At 33.1% G+C, this 18540-nt stretch carries 15 protein-coding genes and 1 pseudogene; 3 read left to right on the top strand and 13 right to left on the bottom strand.

Translation table 11 applies throughout. The features are described 5' to 3' along the window. Nucleotides 1–15: 15 nt before the first annotated feature. The 3 genes from bcd to MY490_RS07915 all read right to left on the bottom strand — a co-directional run bounded on the left by bcd (nt 16) and on the right by MY490_RS07915 (nt 4328). Complete coding sequence (gene bcd, locus MY490_RS07925) at nt 16–1110, bottom strand: Leu/Phe/Val dehydrogenase (RefSeq protein WP_248268721.1); 1095 nt, start codon at nt 1108–1110, stop codon at nt 16–18. Between the two features lie 30 nt (nt 1111–1140). After that, complete coding sequence (yqiS, locus tag MY490_RS07920; RefSeq protein ID WP_248268720.1) at nt 1141–2046, bottom strand: phosphate butyryltransferase; 906 nt, start codon at nt 2044–2046, stop codon at nt 1141–1143. 209 nt (nt 2047–2255) lie between these two features. Then, nucleotides 2256–4328: a sigma-54 interaction domain-containing protein gene (locus tag MY490_RS07915; protein ID WP_248268719.1), complete on the bottom strand. Its 2073-nt coding sequence runs from the start codon at nt 4326–4328 to the stop codon at nt 2256–2258. 180 nt (nt 4329–4508) lie between these two features. On the opposite strand from MY490_RS07915, the gene MY490_RS07910 reads away from it, so the two are divergent. Next, complete coding sequence (locus tag MY490_RS07910) at nt 4509–4757, top strand: DUF2627 domain-containing protein (RefSeq protein WP_069034062.1); 249 nt, start codon at nt 4509–4511, stop codon at nt 4755–4757. A 76-nt stretch (nt 4758–4833) separates the two neighbouring features. Here the strand turns inward: MY490_RS07910 and MY490_RS07905 are convergent, their stop codons facing one another. After that, nucleotides 4834–5568, bottom strand: a complete 735-nt coding sequence (locus MY490_RS07905; protein ID WP_432707042.1) for a glycerophosphodiester phosphodiesterase — start codon at nt 5566–5568, stop codon at nt 4834–4836. A gap of 83 nt (nt 5569–5651) precedes the next feature. On the opposite strand from MY490_RS07905, the gene MY490_RS07900 reads away from it, so the two are divergent. Continuing rightward, nucleotides 5652–5819: a YycC family protein gene (locus MY490_RS07900; protein WP_248268718.1), complete on the top strand. Its 168-nt coding sequence runs from the start codon at nt 5652–5654 to the stop codon at nt 5817–5819. A gap of 217 nt (nt 5820–6036) precedes the next feature. Further along, entirely contained in the window at nt 6037–6837 is an 801-nt protein-coding gene (gene bacA / locus MY490_RS07895) for an undecaprenyl-diphosphate phosphatase (RefSeq protein WP_248268717.1), read from the top strand. An 896-nt stretch (nt 6838–7733) separates the two neighbouring features. Here the strand turns inward: bacA and spo0A are convergent. The 9 genes and pseudogenes from spo0A to xseA form a co-directional block, all read right to left on the bottom strand. Continuing rightward, a complete protein-coding gene (gene spo0A / locus MY490_RS07890) occupies nt 7734–8522 on the bottom strand; it encodes a sporulation transcription factor Spo0A (protein ID WP_248268716.1) in 789 nt (262 codons plus the stop codon). A gap of 621 nt (nt 8523–9143) precedes the next feature. Then, a pseudogene (spoIVB, locus tag MY490_RS07885) lies at nt 9144–10253 on the bottom strand (SpoIVB peptidase); the annotation flags it as partial. Nucleotides 10254–10562: 309 nt separating this feature from the next. Further along, nucleotides 10563–12293 (bottom strand): DNA repair protein RecN, encoded by a 1731-nt coding sequence (recN, locus tag MY490_RS07880; RefSeq protein ID WP_248268715.1) that lies wholly within the window; start codon nt 12291–12293, stop codon nt 10563–10565. A gap of 32 nt (nt 12294–12325) precedes the next feature. Beyond that, on the bottom strand, nt 12326–12778 hold the full coding sequence (gene ahrC, locus MY490_RS07875) for a transcriptional regulator AhrC/ArgR (RefSeq protein WP_069034068.1): 453 nt from the start codon (nt 12776–12778) through the stop codon (nt 12326–12328). Between the two features lie 182 nt (nt 12779–12960). Beyond that, a complete protein-coding gene (locus tag MY490_RS07870; RefSeq protein ID WP_248268714.1) occupies nt 12961–13788 on the bottom strand; it encodes a TlyA family RNA methyltransferase in 828 nt (275 codons plus the stop codon). Between the two features lie 15 nt (nt 13789–13803). Then, complete coding sequence (dxs, locus tag MY490_RS07865; RefSeq protein WP_248268713.1) at nt 13804–15684, bottom strand: 1-deoxy-D-xylulose-5-phosphate synthase; 1881 nt, start codon at nt 15682–15684, stop codon at nt 13804–13806. 360 nt (nt 15685–16044) lie between these two features. After that, nucleotides 16045–16932, bottom strand: coding sequence for a polyprenyl synthetase family protein (locus tag MY490_RS07860; protein ID WP_432707041.1), 888 nt, complete (start codon nt 16930–16932; stop codon nt 16045–16047). Between the two features lies 1 nt (nt 16933). Next, complete coding sequence (gene xseB, locus MY490_RS07855) at nt 16934–17113, bottom strand: exodeoxyribonuclease VII small subunit (RefSeq protein ID WP_069034312.1); 180 nt, start codon at nt 17111–17113, stop codon at nt 16934–16936. A gap of 53 nt (nt 17114–17166) precedes the next feature. Further along, complete coding sequence (gene xseA, locus MY490_RS07850; protein WP_248268712.1) at nt 17167–18513, bottom strand: exodeoxyribonuclease VII large subunit; 1347 nt, start codon at nt 18511–18513, stop codon at nt 17167–17169. Nucleotides 18514–18540: the final 27 nt, after the last annotated feature.

Raw genomic sequence — 18540 nt, 5'->3', positions numbered from 1 at the left:
TTTTAACTAGATCAATTATCTTCTACTAATGATGCTGTGACTATTTGATAAGAATTGGCTACGAGATTTTGCCATACGAGCAATACGCTCTTCTGCTAAACGGTCTGCAGCTAAATATGTTGGAATTCCATCACGTTTTGAAATTTCAATAACTTTTGCGATGTTATCGTATACACCTTCAACTTTTTTCATTGCACGTTCACGGTTATATCCGTATAACTCGTCGGCAACGTTGATAACTCCACCAGCATTAATTACGTAGTCAGGAGCGTAAACAATACCTAATTCGTGAATTAAATCACCGTGACGTGTTTCTTTTAATTGGTTATTTGCCGCACCAGCGATAACTCTCGCTTTAATTTGTGGAATCGTTTTATCATTGATCGTTGCACCTAAAGCACATGGCGCGTAAATATCACATTCAACACTGTAGATATCGTCTGGATCAACAGCCGTAGCACCAAATTCTTCAACAGCACGTTGAACTGATTCTTTATTAATATCAGTTACGATTAATTTTGCACCTTCTTCGTGTAAGTATCTGCATAAGTTAAAGGCAACATTACCTACACCTTGAACTGCAATAACTTTACCTTCTAAGCTATCTGTTCCGAATGCTTCTTTAGCAGCAGCTTTCATACCACGATATACACCATATGCAGTTACTGGAGATGGATTACCTGAAGAACCAAATGATGGTGAAATACCAGTTACGAAATCAGTTTCTTCACGAATTAAGTCCATATCTGCTACAGTAGTACCTACATCCTCAGCAGTAATATAACGTCCATTTAAACCTTGGATATATCGACCAAATGCACGGAACATAGCTTCGTTTTTATCTTTACGTGGATCACCGATGATTACAGTTTTTCCTCCACCTAAGTTTAAGCCAGCAGCAGCATTTTTATAAGTCATACCTTTTGCTAAACGTAGAGCATCTTCAATTGCAGCTTCTTCTGTTTCGTAAGTCCACATTCTTGTTCCACCTAATGCTGGGCCTAATGTTGTATCGTGGATCGCAATAATTGCTTTTAATCCAGATTCCTTATCTTGGCAGAAAACAACTTGCTCATAATCATAAGTTTCTAAGTATTTGAAGATTTCCATGTAATAACAGCTCCCTTAAAATGTGTAAGTTTAGTTTTTAGAATTACATATAGCTAACGCTAATGAATATAATTTTGTCATTGCAGAGTCAGAACGCGAAGTTAAAACAATCGGTGCCTTTGCTCCAGCAATAAGTGCAGCCACTTCTGAGTTAGCCATAAAGACTAATGATTTATATAAAATATTTCCAGTTTCTATTGTAGGTACTAATAAAATATCAGCTCGCCCAGCAACTTCACCTGTTAATCCTTTATGTTCAGCTGCTTCAACAGAAATGGCATTATCAAGCGCTAATGGTCCATCAACAATACAATTTTTAATTTGTCCTCTTGTATTCATGACAGTTAGTGTTGCTGCATCTAGTGTTACTTGCATTGCAGGATTTACTACTTCAACAGCTGCCAGTACAGCAACTTTAGGGGTTTCTATTCCTACTTTCCTTGCAATTTCAACACTATTTTCAATAATTTTCACCTTTTGATCTAACGTAGGTGCTATGTTCATCGCAGCATCTGTTACGATTACTGCATTTTCTCTACCTGGTACGTCGAATATTGCAACATGCGATAAAACACTTTTATCTCTTAAACCATATTCTTTGTTCAATACTTCTTTTAGAAGAACTGAAGATGAAAGATTACCTTTCATTACAATTGAAGCTTCACCAGAGCGAACAGCTACAACTGCATTTTTAGCAGCCTCTTTGTTTGAATGAGAATGAACAATTTTTAGTCTTTCTGCAAATTGTTCGTTTTTTAATAATTCATCATACATTTCATAGATCGCTTGCTCGTTTCCGAAAAGTAAAAAGTTTGCTAAATCATTATCTAACGCAATTGAAACTGCTTCTTTTACTTCGAAGTCTTCAGCAACAGCTACAGCAACAGTTTGCCTAGAATAATTCTTCGCGCGTAACATTATATCTGTTAAATTCATTGAAAGCCCTTCCTTTCATCCCCCTGCACTATATAAAGCAATTTGCGTGCCAACTTTTCAAAAAGGATAAAACTATTTCAAAAATAGTTGAAAAGCCTTACATTACTAACATTCTAGTACCAGGTACTAGTAACACCAGTAAATCTATTCTACAACAATATTTTGAAAAATGACAGTAATTGTATGCAAAAATATTCATAGCACGCAAATTATTGCGTGCTATTTTTTGCAGTGTGGTATTTTTCCAATTTATAATACAAATTCCTTACTGATATTCCAAGCTCTTTTGCGGACCTTGTTTTATTGCCATTATTTTTCATTAATATCTTTTCAATAATTTCACCTTCATAATTTATAACCATTTCATCAAGGGAGCTTATTTCTTCAGTATGAACTTCGTTATGATGAACAGATTGTTCTTGCTTAACTTGTACAATCGCTGATAAATGTTCAGGTAGGATTTGTTTTTCATTAAATTTCATAAATATAACAGCTCTTCCTAGCACATTTTCCAACTCCCTAACATTACCAGGCCAATTGTAACTTTTTAATTTATTTAATGCTGATAATGAGATTCCCTCAACATTTCGACCGTAGTCTTGATTGATTTTTGCTAATAATCTTTCGCCAATCGGTAAAATATCTTCAATTCGATCCTTTAGCGCAGGAATAATAATAGGAAGTTTATTTAATCGATAATATAGATCTTCACGAAACTTTCCTTCAATGATTGCTTCCTCCAGATGGACATTCGTAGCAGCAATCACTCGCACATTTATAGGAATAGACTTTGTTCCACCAACACGTCTTATTTCTTTCTCTTGTAGGACCCTTAATAGTTTGGCTTGCATCGCAGGTGATAATTCTCCAATTTCATCTAAGAAAATACTACCATTATTAGCTTCCTCAAAAAGCCCTCTTTTCCCACCACGTTTTGCGCCAGAAAAAGCACCTTCTTCATAACCAAATAATTCACTTTCCAATAAAGACTCAGAAATAGCAGCACAATTCACTCGAACGAATTTATTATATTTGCGATCGCTTTCATTATGAATCGCGTGAGCAAACAATTCTTTACCTGTTCCTGATTCCCCACGTAGTAATACGGTAGCAGGAGTGCTCGCTGCTAATTTAGCCTGCATGATCGCTAAACTGATTCCTTCAGATTCACCAGCTATATCCTCGAAAGAATATTTTGCCTCTAATGTTCTAATAATTTGACGTGCTCTATGTAGTTCATTCGTTAACTGTGAAATTTCAGAAACATCATGGATTACTCCAACACTGCCTTTTAATTTTCCGTCTACGATTACTGGAGCTACATTCACTAGTACATCACGATTTTGCTTTCCGACTTTCATGCGTACTCCACGAACTGCTTGTTTTGTTTTCAAGACTTTTAAATGAACACTTTCACCTTCAGTAATATCAATTGTTGCATGTTTACCAAGAACTTGTTCACTGGATAATCCAGTCAATCTTGTGTATGCAGGATTAATAATAATTCCATTACCTTTTTCATCTACAACTGAAATTGCTTCATCCGAACTTTGAATGACTGCTTCAAGCATGCTATAAACTTCTTTTAAATTTGTAACCTCTTCTGCTAAATCGATAACCTCAGTATCATCTTTAAAAACAGAAATTGCCCCTTCAAGTTCACCATCATCTCGAAAGATTGGAATTCGGGTCGTAAAAATCTTACTTCCGTTAATTAAAATATGTTCTTGATTAATTTCCTTCTTTTTTGTTTGAAGAACCCGAGGTAATTTACTAGTTGGGACAACATCCAATATATACCTACCAATCGCAGCATCTTTATCAGTATGTAACATTCTTTCTGCTGAGCGATTAAATAAAAGAATTTTTCCCCATTTATCAACCACAATCATCCCATCATGAGTGTTGTCCAAAATGAGTTCCTGTTGCCTTTTTTTATTATTGATTAAATTAAAAAGTGATTCTTTTTCTTGAACAAGATCAGATATCATTTTTGCAACAGAACCTGGGATCACTAAAGTATTCTTAGGTTTATACTCGATTAATTCCTGGTATATGGTTTCATCTCCAGTAGTATTTATGACAACATCAATCTCTTCGTTTAAATTAGACTTCCAATCCTTTAGTATTGGAATATGTAAGCTTTTAGCAAGTTCTACGCCTTTAGCCTCTTTTATCATATCTACTACTGCAACAACATGAAATAAATCAGAATGTGATAGAAGTTTTAATACAGCTGTACCTCCAGTTCCCATTCCAACAATCATTACGTTTTGTTTCATCTTAGTTCACCTACTAATTTCAACAAATTATTGAACACATTAGACTATTATATATATAAAGTCATTCATTCGTCTATTTCAAATGTTTTATAAGTCTTGACAACACTATCCTTGTATAAGATTATGAAGAAAGAGAATTACGTAAATTTATTGTTACTTTTATCGGAGGAATTAATAAAAATGAAAGAATCATTTACACGTATGTTAGCATTCGTTGTGATTGTTGTACCAATAGCTTTAGCAGTTATCGGAATTAAATTACTTCGTGATACGGTTTTTCTAATCCATTCTTTTGGCATTCCAAATCTTCCATTGCAATTATTAATCGGACTTGTTTCATTAGGAGTCGGTTTTTATTTAGTCGGAAGCTTTGTATTATTTAGAGATCGTAAACGAAACAAAGTACAAGGCAGATTTTTAAAAAGATAATTTTTGTCAAAGTATAACTTAGGGTCTCATTAAAGATAAATAACAAAACAAAAAAAGTGCTGATGAGAGCACTTTTTTATTTACTAAGAAATTGACTTCTGACTTGGAAAGCTATCTCTGGATAGTCAGTAATAATCGCTGTACAATTGACTTCAAATAATCGTTTCATAACAGCTGGTTCATTGATTGTATACGGTCTTACGGCAATGTGATGTTCCATAGTTTCTTCTATCTGTTCATCAGTAATAATACGATAATTCGGATGAATTGCATTTGCTTTATAGTCTTCAGCAATCTTCCACGGTTCTTTACTTCTTCTATTAAATAGGACTGCTGTTTCAATATCCGGTGCCATTAAGTGAAATTTAAGCATACTTTTATGGTTAAAGGATGATAAAACGATTCTTTTTTCATATTCATATGAACGGATTAAATTTATTACACGTTCCTCAAGTCCATGGTATTCGATTTTATCATTCTTTAATTCAACATTGATACTAAAGTTATTTCCTTTTGCCCATTGAAATACTTCTATTAAGGTCGGGATCGTGCAACCCTTAAATTGGCGTTTAAATCGATAACTAGCATCAAATTGCTTTAATTCATCTAAAGTATAATCTTTCACGAAACCTTTTCCGTTAGTTGTGCGATTTATTGTTTCATCATGAATAACAACGATTTCACCATCTTTTGATAAGTGTACATCTAATTCTATACCGTCTGCACCTAAATCTTCGCATGCCATAAAAGAAACCATTGTATTTTCTGGGTAGGTTCCTGCAGCACCTCTATGACCTATAATATCGACCACTCAAATTCCCCCCACATGAGAAAATATGTACTTTCTTCTTTTTCTTATTGTATACTATTTTTACGAAACTAAGGAGGATTATTATGCGACCATTGCAAATTTCGCCTGAAACGGCAATTTTACTTTCTAAGAAATTAAACGTTCCTTTAGAACAAATTATGCATATGCCACAGCATATATTAATGAAAAAGTTGATGGAATTGGATTTGTCTAAAAGCGAAGAAGCTTCTGAGGATAAAGAATCTAAATAGTCAAAATAGCGTCAATAAAAATGGCAGAAGTAGTTTTTCTACTTCTTTTTTTATTTATTCTAACCTTAAATTTCATTTTTATGTAAAATTGTACAAATAATTAACAATTATGAGCTAATTTTAATTTAAACTTCCTTTCATATTAATTAGTTTTCAAGTAAAATGTAATGTATTGTGTATATTTTATAACGAAAAGTATTTATGGAGGTATTTTTAAATGTTACCTGATTGGTTAATTGGTTTGATCATGGGGATGGTAGAAGGATTAACAGAATTTTTACCTGTTTCTTCTACTGGTCATATGATATTAGTTGCTGATTTATTAAATTTCACAGGTGAGAAGGCTTCATTTTTTGAAGTAATAGTTCAACTTGGTTCAATTCTAGCCGTAGTTGTTGTTTTTTGGAAACGACTCTGGTCAGTACTAGGAGTAAAATCAGATGGTTACAGACAAACGAACCTTAACTTAATTCATATTATTATCGGTGCTATTCCAGCCGGGATTGTAGGGCTTATATTCCATGATTTCATTAAGGATGTTTTATTCTCACCTAAAACTGTTGTAATCGGATTAGTAGCAGGCGGTATTTTATTAATTGTTGCTGAAAAAGTCTCTAAACATCCTAAATCATCTGATTTAGATCACATCTCATATAAACAAGCTTTTATTGTTGGATGCTTCCAAATGCTAGCTTTATGGCCAGGATTTTCACGATCAGGCTCTACAATAGCTGGGGGATTATTATTTGGATTAGATCGAAAAACTTCTGCAGAATTTACTTTTATTTTAGCAGTACCAATGATGATTGCTGCAAGTGGATTAGATTTTATTAAAAATATCGATATTTTAAGTGCTTCAGATCTACCATTATTCGCAACTGGATTCATCACTGCATTCATTGTTGCATTACTTGCGATCGTTTCCTTCCTAAAATTATTAGAGAAAGTAAAACTAACAGGTTTTGCAGTTTATCGTTTTATTGTAGCGATTGTTTTCACGATTGTATTTATATTCTAATTCATAATTAAAAACTTCAAAGAGATAGGACAACCATATTGGTATGTCCTATTTTTTTATTTCTTTATATAATTTATCGGTTTATTTTATAAATGGAAAAAGGCTATTCGTACAACGTATACGAATAGCCTTTGTTATATTATATATGTTAGTTATTTAAATATAAAAATTGTTGTTTATTGGCGAAAGCCCTACCTCTCTTTCGCAATTCGGCTCCAGGGCCGTTCCATTAGGCAGCTTGTTTCACAACAATCTTCACTAACACACACTATTACTAGTTTTGAAATAAGGTTGAAATAGCTAACGTGTCATGGAGTACGTCCAATTTTCTCCCAAATTTCGTAGTAATAATATCGATTTGCTAAATGTTTCAGTGGCGCATTAATTATTATAGCATACTAAAAATTATTACGCAAACTAATTTTTATAAAGTGTAAATTCAACGGTTACTATCTGTTATTTTACACAAAGTAAAGGATATTAAAATAAGTTTATATCGCAAACTTTTTTTAGATGAATTAGTTGATTGGAATGGAGATGCTCGACTCCTTTGGGATATGCGGGAAGGCTAAAGACCCCGCAGGCTTGCCGAGGATTCTCAGGTCTCGCCAAGGAGGCTCAGGTGGCGCCCCAGGGAAAGCGAGCATTCTGTAATGGAAATCAACATCACTCTACTCCGAGAATTTGATAATTAATTGACAAGGTAGTACTTCAACAGCAAAAGAAAACGTTGTCTACGATAGACAACGTTTTCTTTTTACAAATAATATAATTGCTAATGCGAAAAAGTACCGAAGATCTCATAAGAAGTTATTCGCTAAGAGAAATGTCTGTGGAATCACTATTAGAAGTTAATCGGGATTGAATTTTCTTGAGTAATGAATAATAAAAATAAATTAAGAAGCTTTATGTTCTAAACGTAATTTATCAGCTACCATTGCAATAAATTCTGAATTTGTTGGTTTTGCCTTTGACATTGAAATTGTATAACCAAATAATGTAGAAATACTATCGATATTGCCACGGCTCCATGCTACTTCAATTGCATGTCGAATTGCACGTTCAACTCGGCTAGCTGTAGTATTAAACTTTTTAGCGATATCTGGATATAAAACTTTTGTAATTGAACCTAGAAGCTCAATATCGTTATATACCATCGAAATCGCTTCACGTAAGTACATATATCCTTTAATATGTGCAGGTACCCCAATTTCATGGATGATACTTGTGATACTAGCATCTAAGTTACGTGGCTTGCTTTCGTAATTTGAAACTAAAGAAGGTGCATTACGTTTAGTTACCGCACTACCTTTTCCAACTACTTGACGGATATTTGAGATTAAATGCTCCATATCAAATGGTTTTAAGATAAAATATGATGCACCAAGGTCAACAGCTTTTTTAGTAACATCTTCTTGACCAAATGCTGTTAGCATAATTACGTTTGGAATTTTTTCAACTAAGCCAGTGCGTAAACGATCTAAAACCGCTAATCCATCTAAATGTGGCATAATAATATCTAGGACTAGTACATCTGGCTTTTTATCTTTCACTAGAGGTAAGCAGTCTTGTCCATTAAACGCAACCCCAACCACTTCCATATCTGTTTGTGCGTTAATGTAGTTTTCTAACATAATAACAAGTTCTTTATTATCATCAACTAATAATACTTTAATTTTCTCCACGCCCGTTCCTCCCTACATCCTCTATAGTGAATTTTCATTACTTATTACCGATAATTTCGACAATAAAAATTTATTTCCTGTTTTTATTATAAATTCTGAATATTTTTATTAATATAGATAGTTTTCTTCAATTTCTTCTAGCATTCGACTATTGCATTAAAAACTACTATGTATTAAGTCGAATTATACATATAATTCATTATATAAAAAATTAAATAGTATGTAAATTTATAATTTTTAATATAAATTTACAATTCTGTAACATTACCAGTCATATCAACCATCCTTTACATTAAATTTTTTTTAATCTTTTGATGTTGCTATTAGTATATTACCATTTTTTTCCTATTTTGACTTATTTTTAACTACAAAATTTTTATAAGTGTATTTTTCAGTATTGTAATAATTCATAAAGAGAAAGGGTATTTTATTTTTTGTTATACATTTATTAAGAGTTACTTTAATAGAATACTTAACACTTGAAAGATGCAGTGTAGCCCTTTGAGCACTTCCAAGAAGAGACGAGTAGGAAGATATCGCTTTACAAAAAATACGAGCATTCTGAAGTATATATAAACATAAAAAATACACCTACATTATTTGATAGGTGTATTTTTTAAATCAAGAAGCCTTTTTATTTTGATAATCATAAATCGGGACTTTAGCCTCATCAAGCATCCACTCAATATGAACCCCATACCCACTAGTCGAATCATTTACAAAAACATGTGTAACTGCTCCGATTAATTTTCCATTTTGAATGATTGGTGAGCCGCTCATTCCTTGAACAATTCCGCCAGTTTCTTTAAGTAAACGTTTATCTGTAACCTTTAAAATAATTCCTTTAGTTGAAGGGAATTTTTGTTGAATACTGCTTACTATTTCAATGTCAAATGCTTCTACTTTATTATCATGAATTACGGTAAGTATTTTAGCAGGGCCTTTTTTCACTTCATTTGATAATGCAATTGGTAATGGTTGTGACATGATTCCATTGTCTATTTTATTGTTAACTTTACCAAATATGCCAAATGGACTATTTGAAGTGATATTACCAATCGTTCCACGATCTAAGGCAAAATGCGCTATTTTTTCTCCTGGTGAGCCATCTGCACCTTTTTCAATTGCAGTCACTGTTGAATAGACGATATGTCCATCTTCTACTTCTATGGCTTTTCTCGTATCGCTATCAGAGATAACATGTCCTAGTGCACCATATTTTAATGAATTAGGTTCAATGAATGTCATCGTACCAATACCAGAAGCTGAATCTCTAATATATAATCCAATTCGATAGCTATTATGACCTTGGTCCCGAATAGGTTGTAACATTTTTGTATAATACTTACCCTCACGTTTTACCGTGATTTTTATAGGTTTTCCATATTTCCCTGCTTTTTGAATAAAAGGTAATACATCTGACATTTTTTCAATTTGTTTACCATTCATTTTTATTATCATGTCTCCTACTTTAATACCGGCAATTTCGCCTGGAGACTTTTGTCCTGAACTGGTATTTACTAAATGATGTCCAACGACTAAGACACCTACTGAGTTAAGTTTTACTCCTATTGACTGTCCCCCTGGTATTATTCTTAAACTGTTTAATACTTTAACATCTACCTTTTTACTTGGTAATTCATTCATACCAAGTGCTACATTAACAATTTCTTGTTGATCCTTATTTTTTATGGTAGATGAAAACACATTATTTTGATTTATATTAAACACGCCAATACCAACAATAAATAAAAGGAGAAGAATTTTTATTATTCGATGAACATTTATATTTTTCACAAGCGAATCACTCTCCTTAGCGCCAAATTTCATTTTTTTAATTCGTGGCTATGTAGTTAATGTTAGCTTAGCAAAAGCAAAATATGATTGTAAAAATATGATAGATTCTTTAACGTATAATGTTGTATTAGTATGTTTCATTTAGCATTTTCCAATTACTAATTTATCAATAATTCCCATAAAAAAAAGAGAATATTTAATGTATAGAAAAAAATTCCCATCATTAAACATTCTCTTTTTAGATCATTGAGATTGGTATTTTGCAGAAGCTGCCTGGTCGATCAATTCTTTAGCGTGTTGAATCGTCACATCTGTAATTTCAACTCCAGCGATCATCCTTGCAATTTCAGTAATTTTTTGATCATTTCGTAATGGTGTAACAGAAGTTTTCGTTCGATTTCCATCAATTAATTTGGCAATAAATAAATGCGTATCTGCCATAGAAGCAACTTGTGGTAGATGAGTTATACATAGAACTTGAGAATCTATAGACACCTTGTGTATTTTTTCTGCTATTGCTTGTGCTACTCTTCCACTAACCCCTGTATCAACTTCGTCAAATATGATTGATGTAATCCCCTGATGCTTCGTGAAAATGCTCTTTAATGCTAGGAACATCCTTGAAAGTTCTCCACCAGAAGCCACCTTTGCTAATGGCTTTAAAGGCTCACCTGGATTTGTTGAAATATAAAACTCAACAAAATCAAAGCCATCTTTTTTAAACTTTATATGTTGATCATCTAAAATTGGATCTGATTCTTGTCCTTCTTCAACATCAAACATAATTTCAAAGGTTGTTTTATCCATATAGAGCTCTTTTAATTCTTTATGTATATCAGCAGTCAGTTTGATTGCCAATTCTTTTCTTTTATTTGAAAGAGTCTTACCAGCACTAATTAGCTTGATTGTTACATTATCTAAGTCTTTTTGTAACTTCTCGATATGCAGATCTTTATGTTGAATAGTATCTAACTCTTGTTCAATATCTTCTGCATATTTTAAGATATCAGCAACACTGTGCCCATATTTCTTCTTTAGCATGGAAATCTCGCTTAAACGAGTTTCAATTTCGTTTAATCTATTTGGATCATATTCCATTTGTTCAATGGAATCACGTAATCGATACGATATATCCTCTAATAAGTAATAGCTACTACTGATTCCTTCATGCATTTCTTTAATGTCATTATCAATATTTGTTACTGACTCTAAAGAATACATACTCGCTCTAACCGAATCCAAACCTGATCCATCCTGCGATAAACTTTGATACGCTTCAACTAAAGACTTATAAATGCGTTCAAAATTAGAAATTTTAAGTCTTTCTTCCATCAACTGATCGTCTTCATTTTCTTGCAAATTCGCATTTTGTATTTCTGTTAGCTGAAATTGTATTAAATCCAATCTATGGGCCATTTGTTGTTCATTTTCAGTTAATTGCTTTAACTGTTTTTTTAAGTCTGTATAGTTAGTAAATATTTTTTGATATTCAGTATACAAAGGAGCAATTGCTTTTTCATCGTATTGTTGTAACATCGGTAAATGATGTTCTTGGTCCATTAAATCTTGGCTTTCATGTTGCCCATGAATATCAACAAGTAAACCACCAATTTCCTTAAGTATAGAAGTTGTCACTAATTTCCCATTGATACGGCATACACTTTTACCAGATGAAGTAATATCTCTTTTTAAAATAATCATTTCATCTTCAATGTCAAAGCCTAATTCTCTGCATCTTGAATAAATTAGATGATTCTCATTTTCGATATGAAATAAGCCTTCAATTTCTGCTTTTTCAGTATCATATCTTACGAATTCTGCAGAACCACGACCACCAAGTAACAGACCGATAGCGTCAATAATAATCGATTTCCCAGCTCCTGTTTCACCACTTAGTACAGTTAAACCCTTTTCAAATGAAATGGAAACTTCCTCAATGATTGCAAAATTTTTAATGATAATTTCAGATAACAATGAGTTTCTCTCCTCTTTTTAAAACCATTCTCCTATTGAAGCATGTCAATAAATTTTTCTTTTAAATCCTCAGCATCTACAGGTGTACGACAAATGATTAAGATTGTATCATCACCACAGATTGTACCCATAATTTCTGACCAATCTAAATGATCAATTAATGCACCAACTGCATTTGCATTACCTGGCAAAGTTTTCATTACAATTAAATGACTTGAACTATCAATTTTAATGAATGAATCAATTAAAAGTCTTTTTAATTTTTGTAACGGATTAAATCGTTGATCTGCTGGTAAGCTATATTTATATCGCCCGTCAGATAACGGAACTTTTACTAAATGTAGTTCTTTTATATCACGTGAAATCGTTGCTTGGGTTACTTTAAACCCTAAGTCTCTTAGTGATTGTACTAATTCATCTTGTGTTTCGACTTCATTTTTTGCGATAATTTCTCGTATTTTTATATGACGTTGACCTTTATTCATAATACACCTCTTTGCAAATTCCGACAAATATCTTACTTAAAGAATATCTTATCTAATCTACTCGTTATTGTATATATTTTTTTAAACGTTTTCATAAAATGCATTTTTTAGCATGAATTTTTTTCTGTTTTACCTTAATTTGAAAAAAGGAGAAAAAGGAAACCTATTTGGTTTCCTTTTTATTATTTTACCTTCTTTAATTCACTATGTGCTTCATTTACAATTTCCATTGGTAATCGATTTAACTCGCTATTTCCAATTTCCTTTGAACCTTCCCAATGAAGATGAATTAAAAATTCAATATTACCGTCTCCACCGGTTATAGGAGAAAAAGTTAATGCTTTTATATCATATCCTTGGCGAAGGGCAAAATCGATCATCATTTCGATAACTTGTTCATGCACTTTTGGATCGCGTACAATACCTTTTTTACCAACTTGCTGTCTACCAGCTTCAAATTGTGGTTTAATTAATGCGACAACATCACTTGAAGGTACTAATAATGTTTTTAAGACTGGTAAAATCAAACGTAACGAAATAAAGGATACGTCAATTGAAGCAAATTGAGGTAACCCTTCAATTAAATCTTCTGGTTTAACATAACGAAAATTTGTTCGTTCCATTACAATAACGCGTTCATCTTGTCTTAATTTCCAAGCAAGCTGATTGTATCCAACATCAAGTGCATATGATTTTTTCGCCCCATTTTGAAGAGCACAATCCGTAAATCCACCTGTCGAAGATCCAATATCAATCATAATTTTATCTTTGACTGATAGATCGAATGTGTTTATAGCTTTTTCTAATTTATACCCTCCACGGCTTACATAAGGCATAACTTCCCCTTTAATTTGTAAAGGGAGTTCGATATCTATTTTTTCTCCAGGCTTATCTAATCTTTGTTCGTTTGTATAGACAAGTCCTGCCATAATTGCTCGTTTAGCTTTTTCTCGTGTCTCGATTAAACCACGATCTACTAAAAGTACGTCTACTCGTTCCTTTTTTGCCATTTAAATGTCATCCTCTTATTTATTACAAACCATTTCACGGATTTTCTTAACCGATTCATCTTTTGTTAAATGAATTTCATCAAGTAATTTATCAACATCACCGTGTTCAACAAATAAATCCGGTATACCCATACGTTCTACACGGACGTTTTGAAAATTATTTGAACTTGCAAATTCTAATACAGCACTTCCAAAACCACCTTGTAATACTGCTTCTTCAATTGTTAAAATCGGTTTGCCGTCCTTGAAGATATCATTTAACATTGCAGTATCCATTGGTTTAATAAATCTTGCGTTTACTACTTTAACAGAAATATTATCTTTCTCTAAATCATCCGCTGCATCCATTGCCATTTGAATTGTTGTACCAAATGTTAAAATAACTGCATCAGAACCTTCTCTTAATACTTCCCATGATCCAATCGGAATTTCTTTTAATTGCTCATCCATTGGTACGCCGATACCATTTCCCCTAGGGAAACGCAGAGCAATTGGACCATCTTCGTATTGAATTGCAGTGTTTACCATATGTTGGCCTTCATTCTCATCTTTAGGCATCATTAAAACTAAGTTTGGTATGTGACGTAGAAAGGCAATATCAAACACACCTTGATGAGTTTCACCATCAGCACCTACTAATCCTGCACGGTCGATTCCGATGAATACATTTAAATTTTGTCTGCAAATATCATGTAATACTTGGTCATATGCTCTTTGAAGGAATGTGGAATAAATTGCTAAAAATGGTTTCATTCCTTGTGTTGCTAAACCAGCTGCAACTGTAGCCGCATGTTGCTCTGCAATACCGACATCAAAAATTCGGTTAGGTAATTGAGCTTGGAAATTTTCCAATTTTGAACCGACTGGCATTGCAGGAGTAATCGCTACGATTCGCTCATCTTTTAATGCTAATTTTAATACAGTATCACTAACAAGTTTACTCCATGCTGGTGGTGCTTTATCCGGCTTAATTAACTTCCCAGATTCTACTTTATAAGGACCTGTACCATGCCAAGTTCCAATATCATCACTTTCTGCTGGCTTATATCCTTTTCCTTTTTTCGTTAGTACATGTACTAATACCGGTCCTTTAGTTTTCTTAGCATATTCAAGTGATTCAAATAAGTCTTCAAAATTATGTCCATCAACTGGTCCAAAATAAGTAAATCCCATTTCCTCAAAAAACATACCTTGTGTAACTAAGTATTTAAGGCTATCTTTTAATTTTTTTGATGTACTTGATAGTTTGTCTCCGATTCCAGGAATTTTTTTGATCACACCTTCAAGTTCACCTTTAGCCCATCGGTATTTACCAGTTGTTCTTAGTCTTCCTAAAATGCTATGTAAAGCACCTACGTTCGGAGCTATAGACATTTCATTATCATTTAAAATTACGATGACATCTTTTTGCTCATGTCCAATATGATTCATAGCTTCAAGAGCCATCCCACCAGTTAATGCACCATCTCCAATAATCGGAATAATGTATTCACCAGTTTTTTTAATATCTCTAGCAATAGCCATCCCCATTGCCGCAGATAGAGAAGTAGAACTGTGTCCGGTTTCCCATACATCATGCTCACTTTCATTTCGCTTAGGAAAGCCACATAATCCTTTAAATTGTCTTAGTGTTGTAAATTCTTTTGCGCGACCAGTTAATATTTTATGAACATACGATTGATGTCCTACATCCCATAAAAATTTGTCTTTAGGCGAATTAAAGACTTTATGTAATGCAATCGTTAATTCAACAACTCCTAAATTTGGCGCAATATGACCACCTGTTTCAGAAAGCTGTTGAATAAGAAATTTACGAATTTCTTCACTTAATACTTCTAATTCACCGTTCGTTTTATTTTTTAAAAAGCTCGGATTTTCAATTGTCGTAAGATCCATCTTGGATCACTCACCTTCCTAGATGTTAAATCTATATAAATAATTCATTATTATGTAATTTTATCTATAAAATGATTTTACCATACTTGTAGTTAAACGCTAGTTTCTTAAATGACTAACTCTTAACACCATGTATCATAATACCATTTTTATTAAAATCTGTTTAATGTTTTTTATTTTTATAGAACAAAAATAATAAATATTTTTTGCAAAATGAAAAGAAAGCCGCTAGCACATATGTGTTAACGGCCTACATTTCTGTATATTTTATTAACAACATTAACGGTTATAAAGTAGTTACATTATACATAAATGAATAAATCTATTCAATGGACATGGAATTAATTACATAATCAAAGTTTAAAAGCTGCGATTTTCAACAAAATCACAAATTGAGATTAAGTAGTCATCTTTAATCCCACATGCTCGAACATGTTGTTTAGCTTCCGTAATAAATGTATGAAGCCTTTCTTTAGCACCCTCGACCGAATATAACTTTACATAAGTAGTTTTATCATTTTCTACATCACTACCAACTGGCTTACCAAGTACTTCTTCATCACCTATTACGTCTAAAATATCATCTTGTATTTGAAATGCGATACCGAGTTTATAAGCAAATTGCGTTAGATGGGATAATTGTTCCGCTGTTGCTTTTGAAATAATTGCACCTGCAATAACTGGATACATTAGCATTTTACCCGTTTTTCTTTCATGGATATATTGCAATTCTTCTCCACTAAGCTCTTTACTTTCACCCTCCATATCTGCTACCTGACCGGCAACCATACCTTCAGGACCTGCAGCAATCGCCAATTCACTAATTAATTGTAGCTTCACTTGGTCAGATACATGAAAAACATTCATTTCCGTAATTAATTTAAATGCGTATGTCAATAAGCCATCACCTGCTAATACCGCAAGATCTTCGCCAAATACTTTATGATTTGTCGGTTTTCCTCTTCGAAAATCATCATCATCCATACATGGTAAATCATCATGAATTAATGAATAAGTATGAATCATTTCTAAAGCACATGCAGGTTTTATCCCTATTAATGGGTCATTACCAAAAGCATCTAAAGTTGCGAAAAGTAAAAGAGGTCTAATTCTTTTCCCTCCACCTTGTAATGAATAGGACATAGATTCTTTTAATTTTTCTGGTGCTTTTAATCTTTCAACCGATTTAATCATTTCATCATTTACTAGTCTACTGGAATACTCCATAAAATCCTTGAAAGTGTTCATATTATTCCTCCTCAACAGTAAAAGGAGTTTGTTCACCCTGTTCATTTAATATAGAAGTCATTTGTTTTTCAACTTTAGTAAGCTTCTCTTGACAAATTTGAGATAGTTTTATACCTTCTTGAAAGTATTCGATCGCTTTTTCAAGTGGTACGTCACCTTGCTCTAATTTTTGTACGATCATTTCAATTTCTTTTATTGCTTCTTCAAAAGAACGCTCATTTTGTGACAATTGATTCACTCTCCTTTTACTTCAAGTACTTCACAATTTAATTTCCCATCTGTCATTTGTAATTGGAATCGGTCTCCGCTTTTTGCTTGTTTAACCGATTTCATTAATTCATTATCATTTTTATATGCTAATGAATAACCTCTTGCCATAACTTTTAATGGGCTAAGTGCATCAAGTGTATGAACTACTCTTTCCATTTCAAATTTCTTCTGGGTAATTAGGCGATTAAATTCTTTTTGTAAAGCCATATGTAATTGCTGGTGCTTTTGCTTTTCAAGCTGAACTCGATTACTTGGATGATGAATAAGTAGGGAAGAATTTAGTTCTTTATGCTTGTTTATTTTAGACTTAATAATTTCATTTATTGATGTATGTAAACGTTCATTAATACGATCAAATTGCTCTTGTTTTGGATGGAAAAGTGAATTTGGATATCTAAAAACATAAGCATCTTGAACAGCCTTTAATTGCGCTTGTTTTCGTTCTATAATCGTATCCATCGCTTTGATTAGTCTTGATTTTCGAACTGTAAATTGCTCTAGTATTTCTCTTTGACTTAGCGAAACTAATTCTGCTGCAGCTGTTGGTGTAGGTGCCCTTAGATCAGCGACATAATCAGCAATTGTCGTATCCGTCTCATGACCCACTGCGGAAATGATTGGGATTTTTGATTCAAAGATCGCTCTTGCTACTATTTCTTCGTTAAAGGCCCAGAGTTCCTCAATTGACCCTCCGCCTCGTCCGACTATTAACACATCTATTTCTTTCATTTTACCCGCTGTTTCAATCGATTTTACAATCGAAGTTTTCGCCCCTTCACCTTGTACAAGAGTCGGAATTACAACTATTTTCCCAATCGGGTATCTGCGTTGAATCGTTGTAATTATATCGCGAACTGCGGCACCAGTTGGTGAAGTAACAACCCCGATTACACTAGGAAAAGAAGGAATCTTTTTCTTTAATTTCTGATCAAAGAGTCCTTCTTCTAATAGTTTTTTCTTCAATTGTTCATAAGCTACAAAGAGACCGCCAACCCCATCAGGTTGCATGTCTCTTATGTAGATTTGATAGCTACCAGATCCTGGGTATACATTTATTTCACCTTGTACAATAACCTGCATACCATCAGTTGGTTGAAATGCGATATTTGCATTATGGGATTGAAACATGACCGCTGCAATTCTAGCACCATCATCTTTTAACGTAAAATAATAATGACCGCTTGATGAATGACGTTTAAAATTTGAGATTTCGCCACGGAGAAGTATATTTTGCAAATTACGATCCGCTTGAAATTTTGCTTTTAAATATTTGGTTAATGCGGTAACAGTAACTGGAAGCTTTTCCGTCATGCATAGCCCTTCTTTCATTCTTACAAA

This window comes from Gottfriedia acidiceleris (assembly GCF_023115465.1).
In the GTDB taxonomy this organism is placed as follows: domain Bacteria; phylum Bacillota; class Bacilli; order Bacillales; family Bacillaceae_G; genus Gottfriedia; species Gottfriedia acidiceleris_B.
This window is presented reverse-complemented; position numbering and strand designations above follow the sequence as displayed.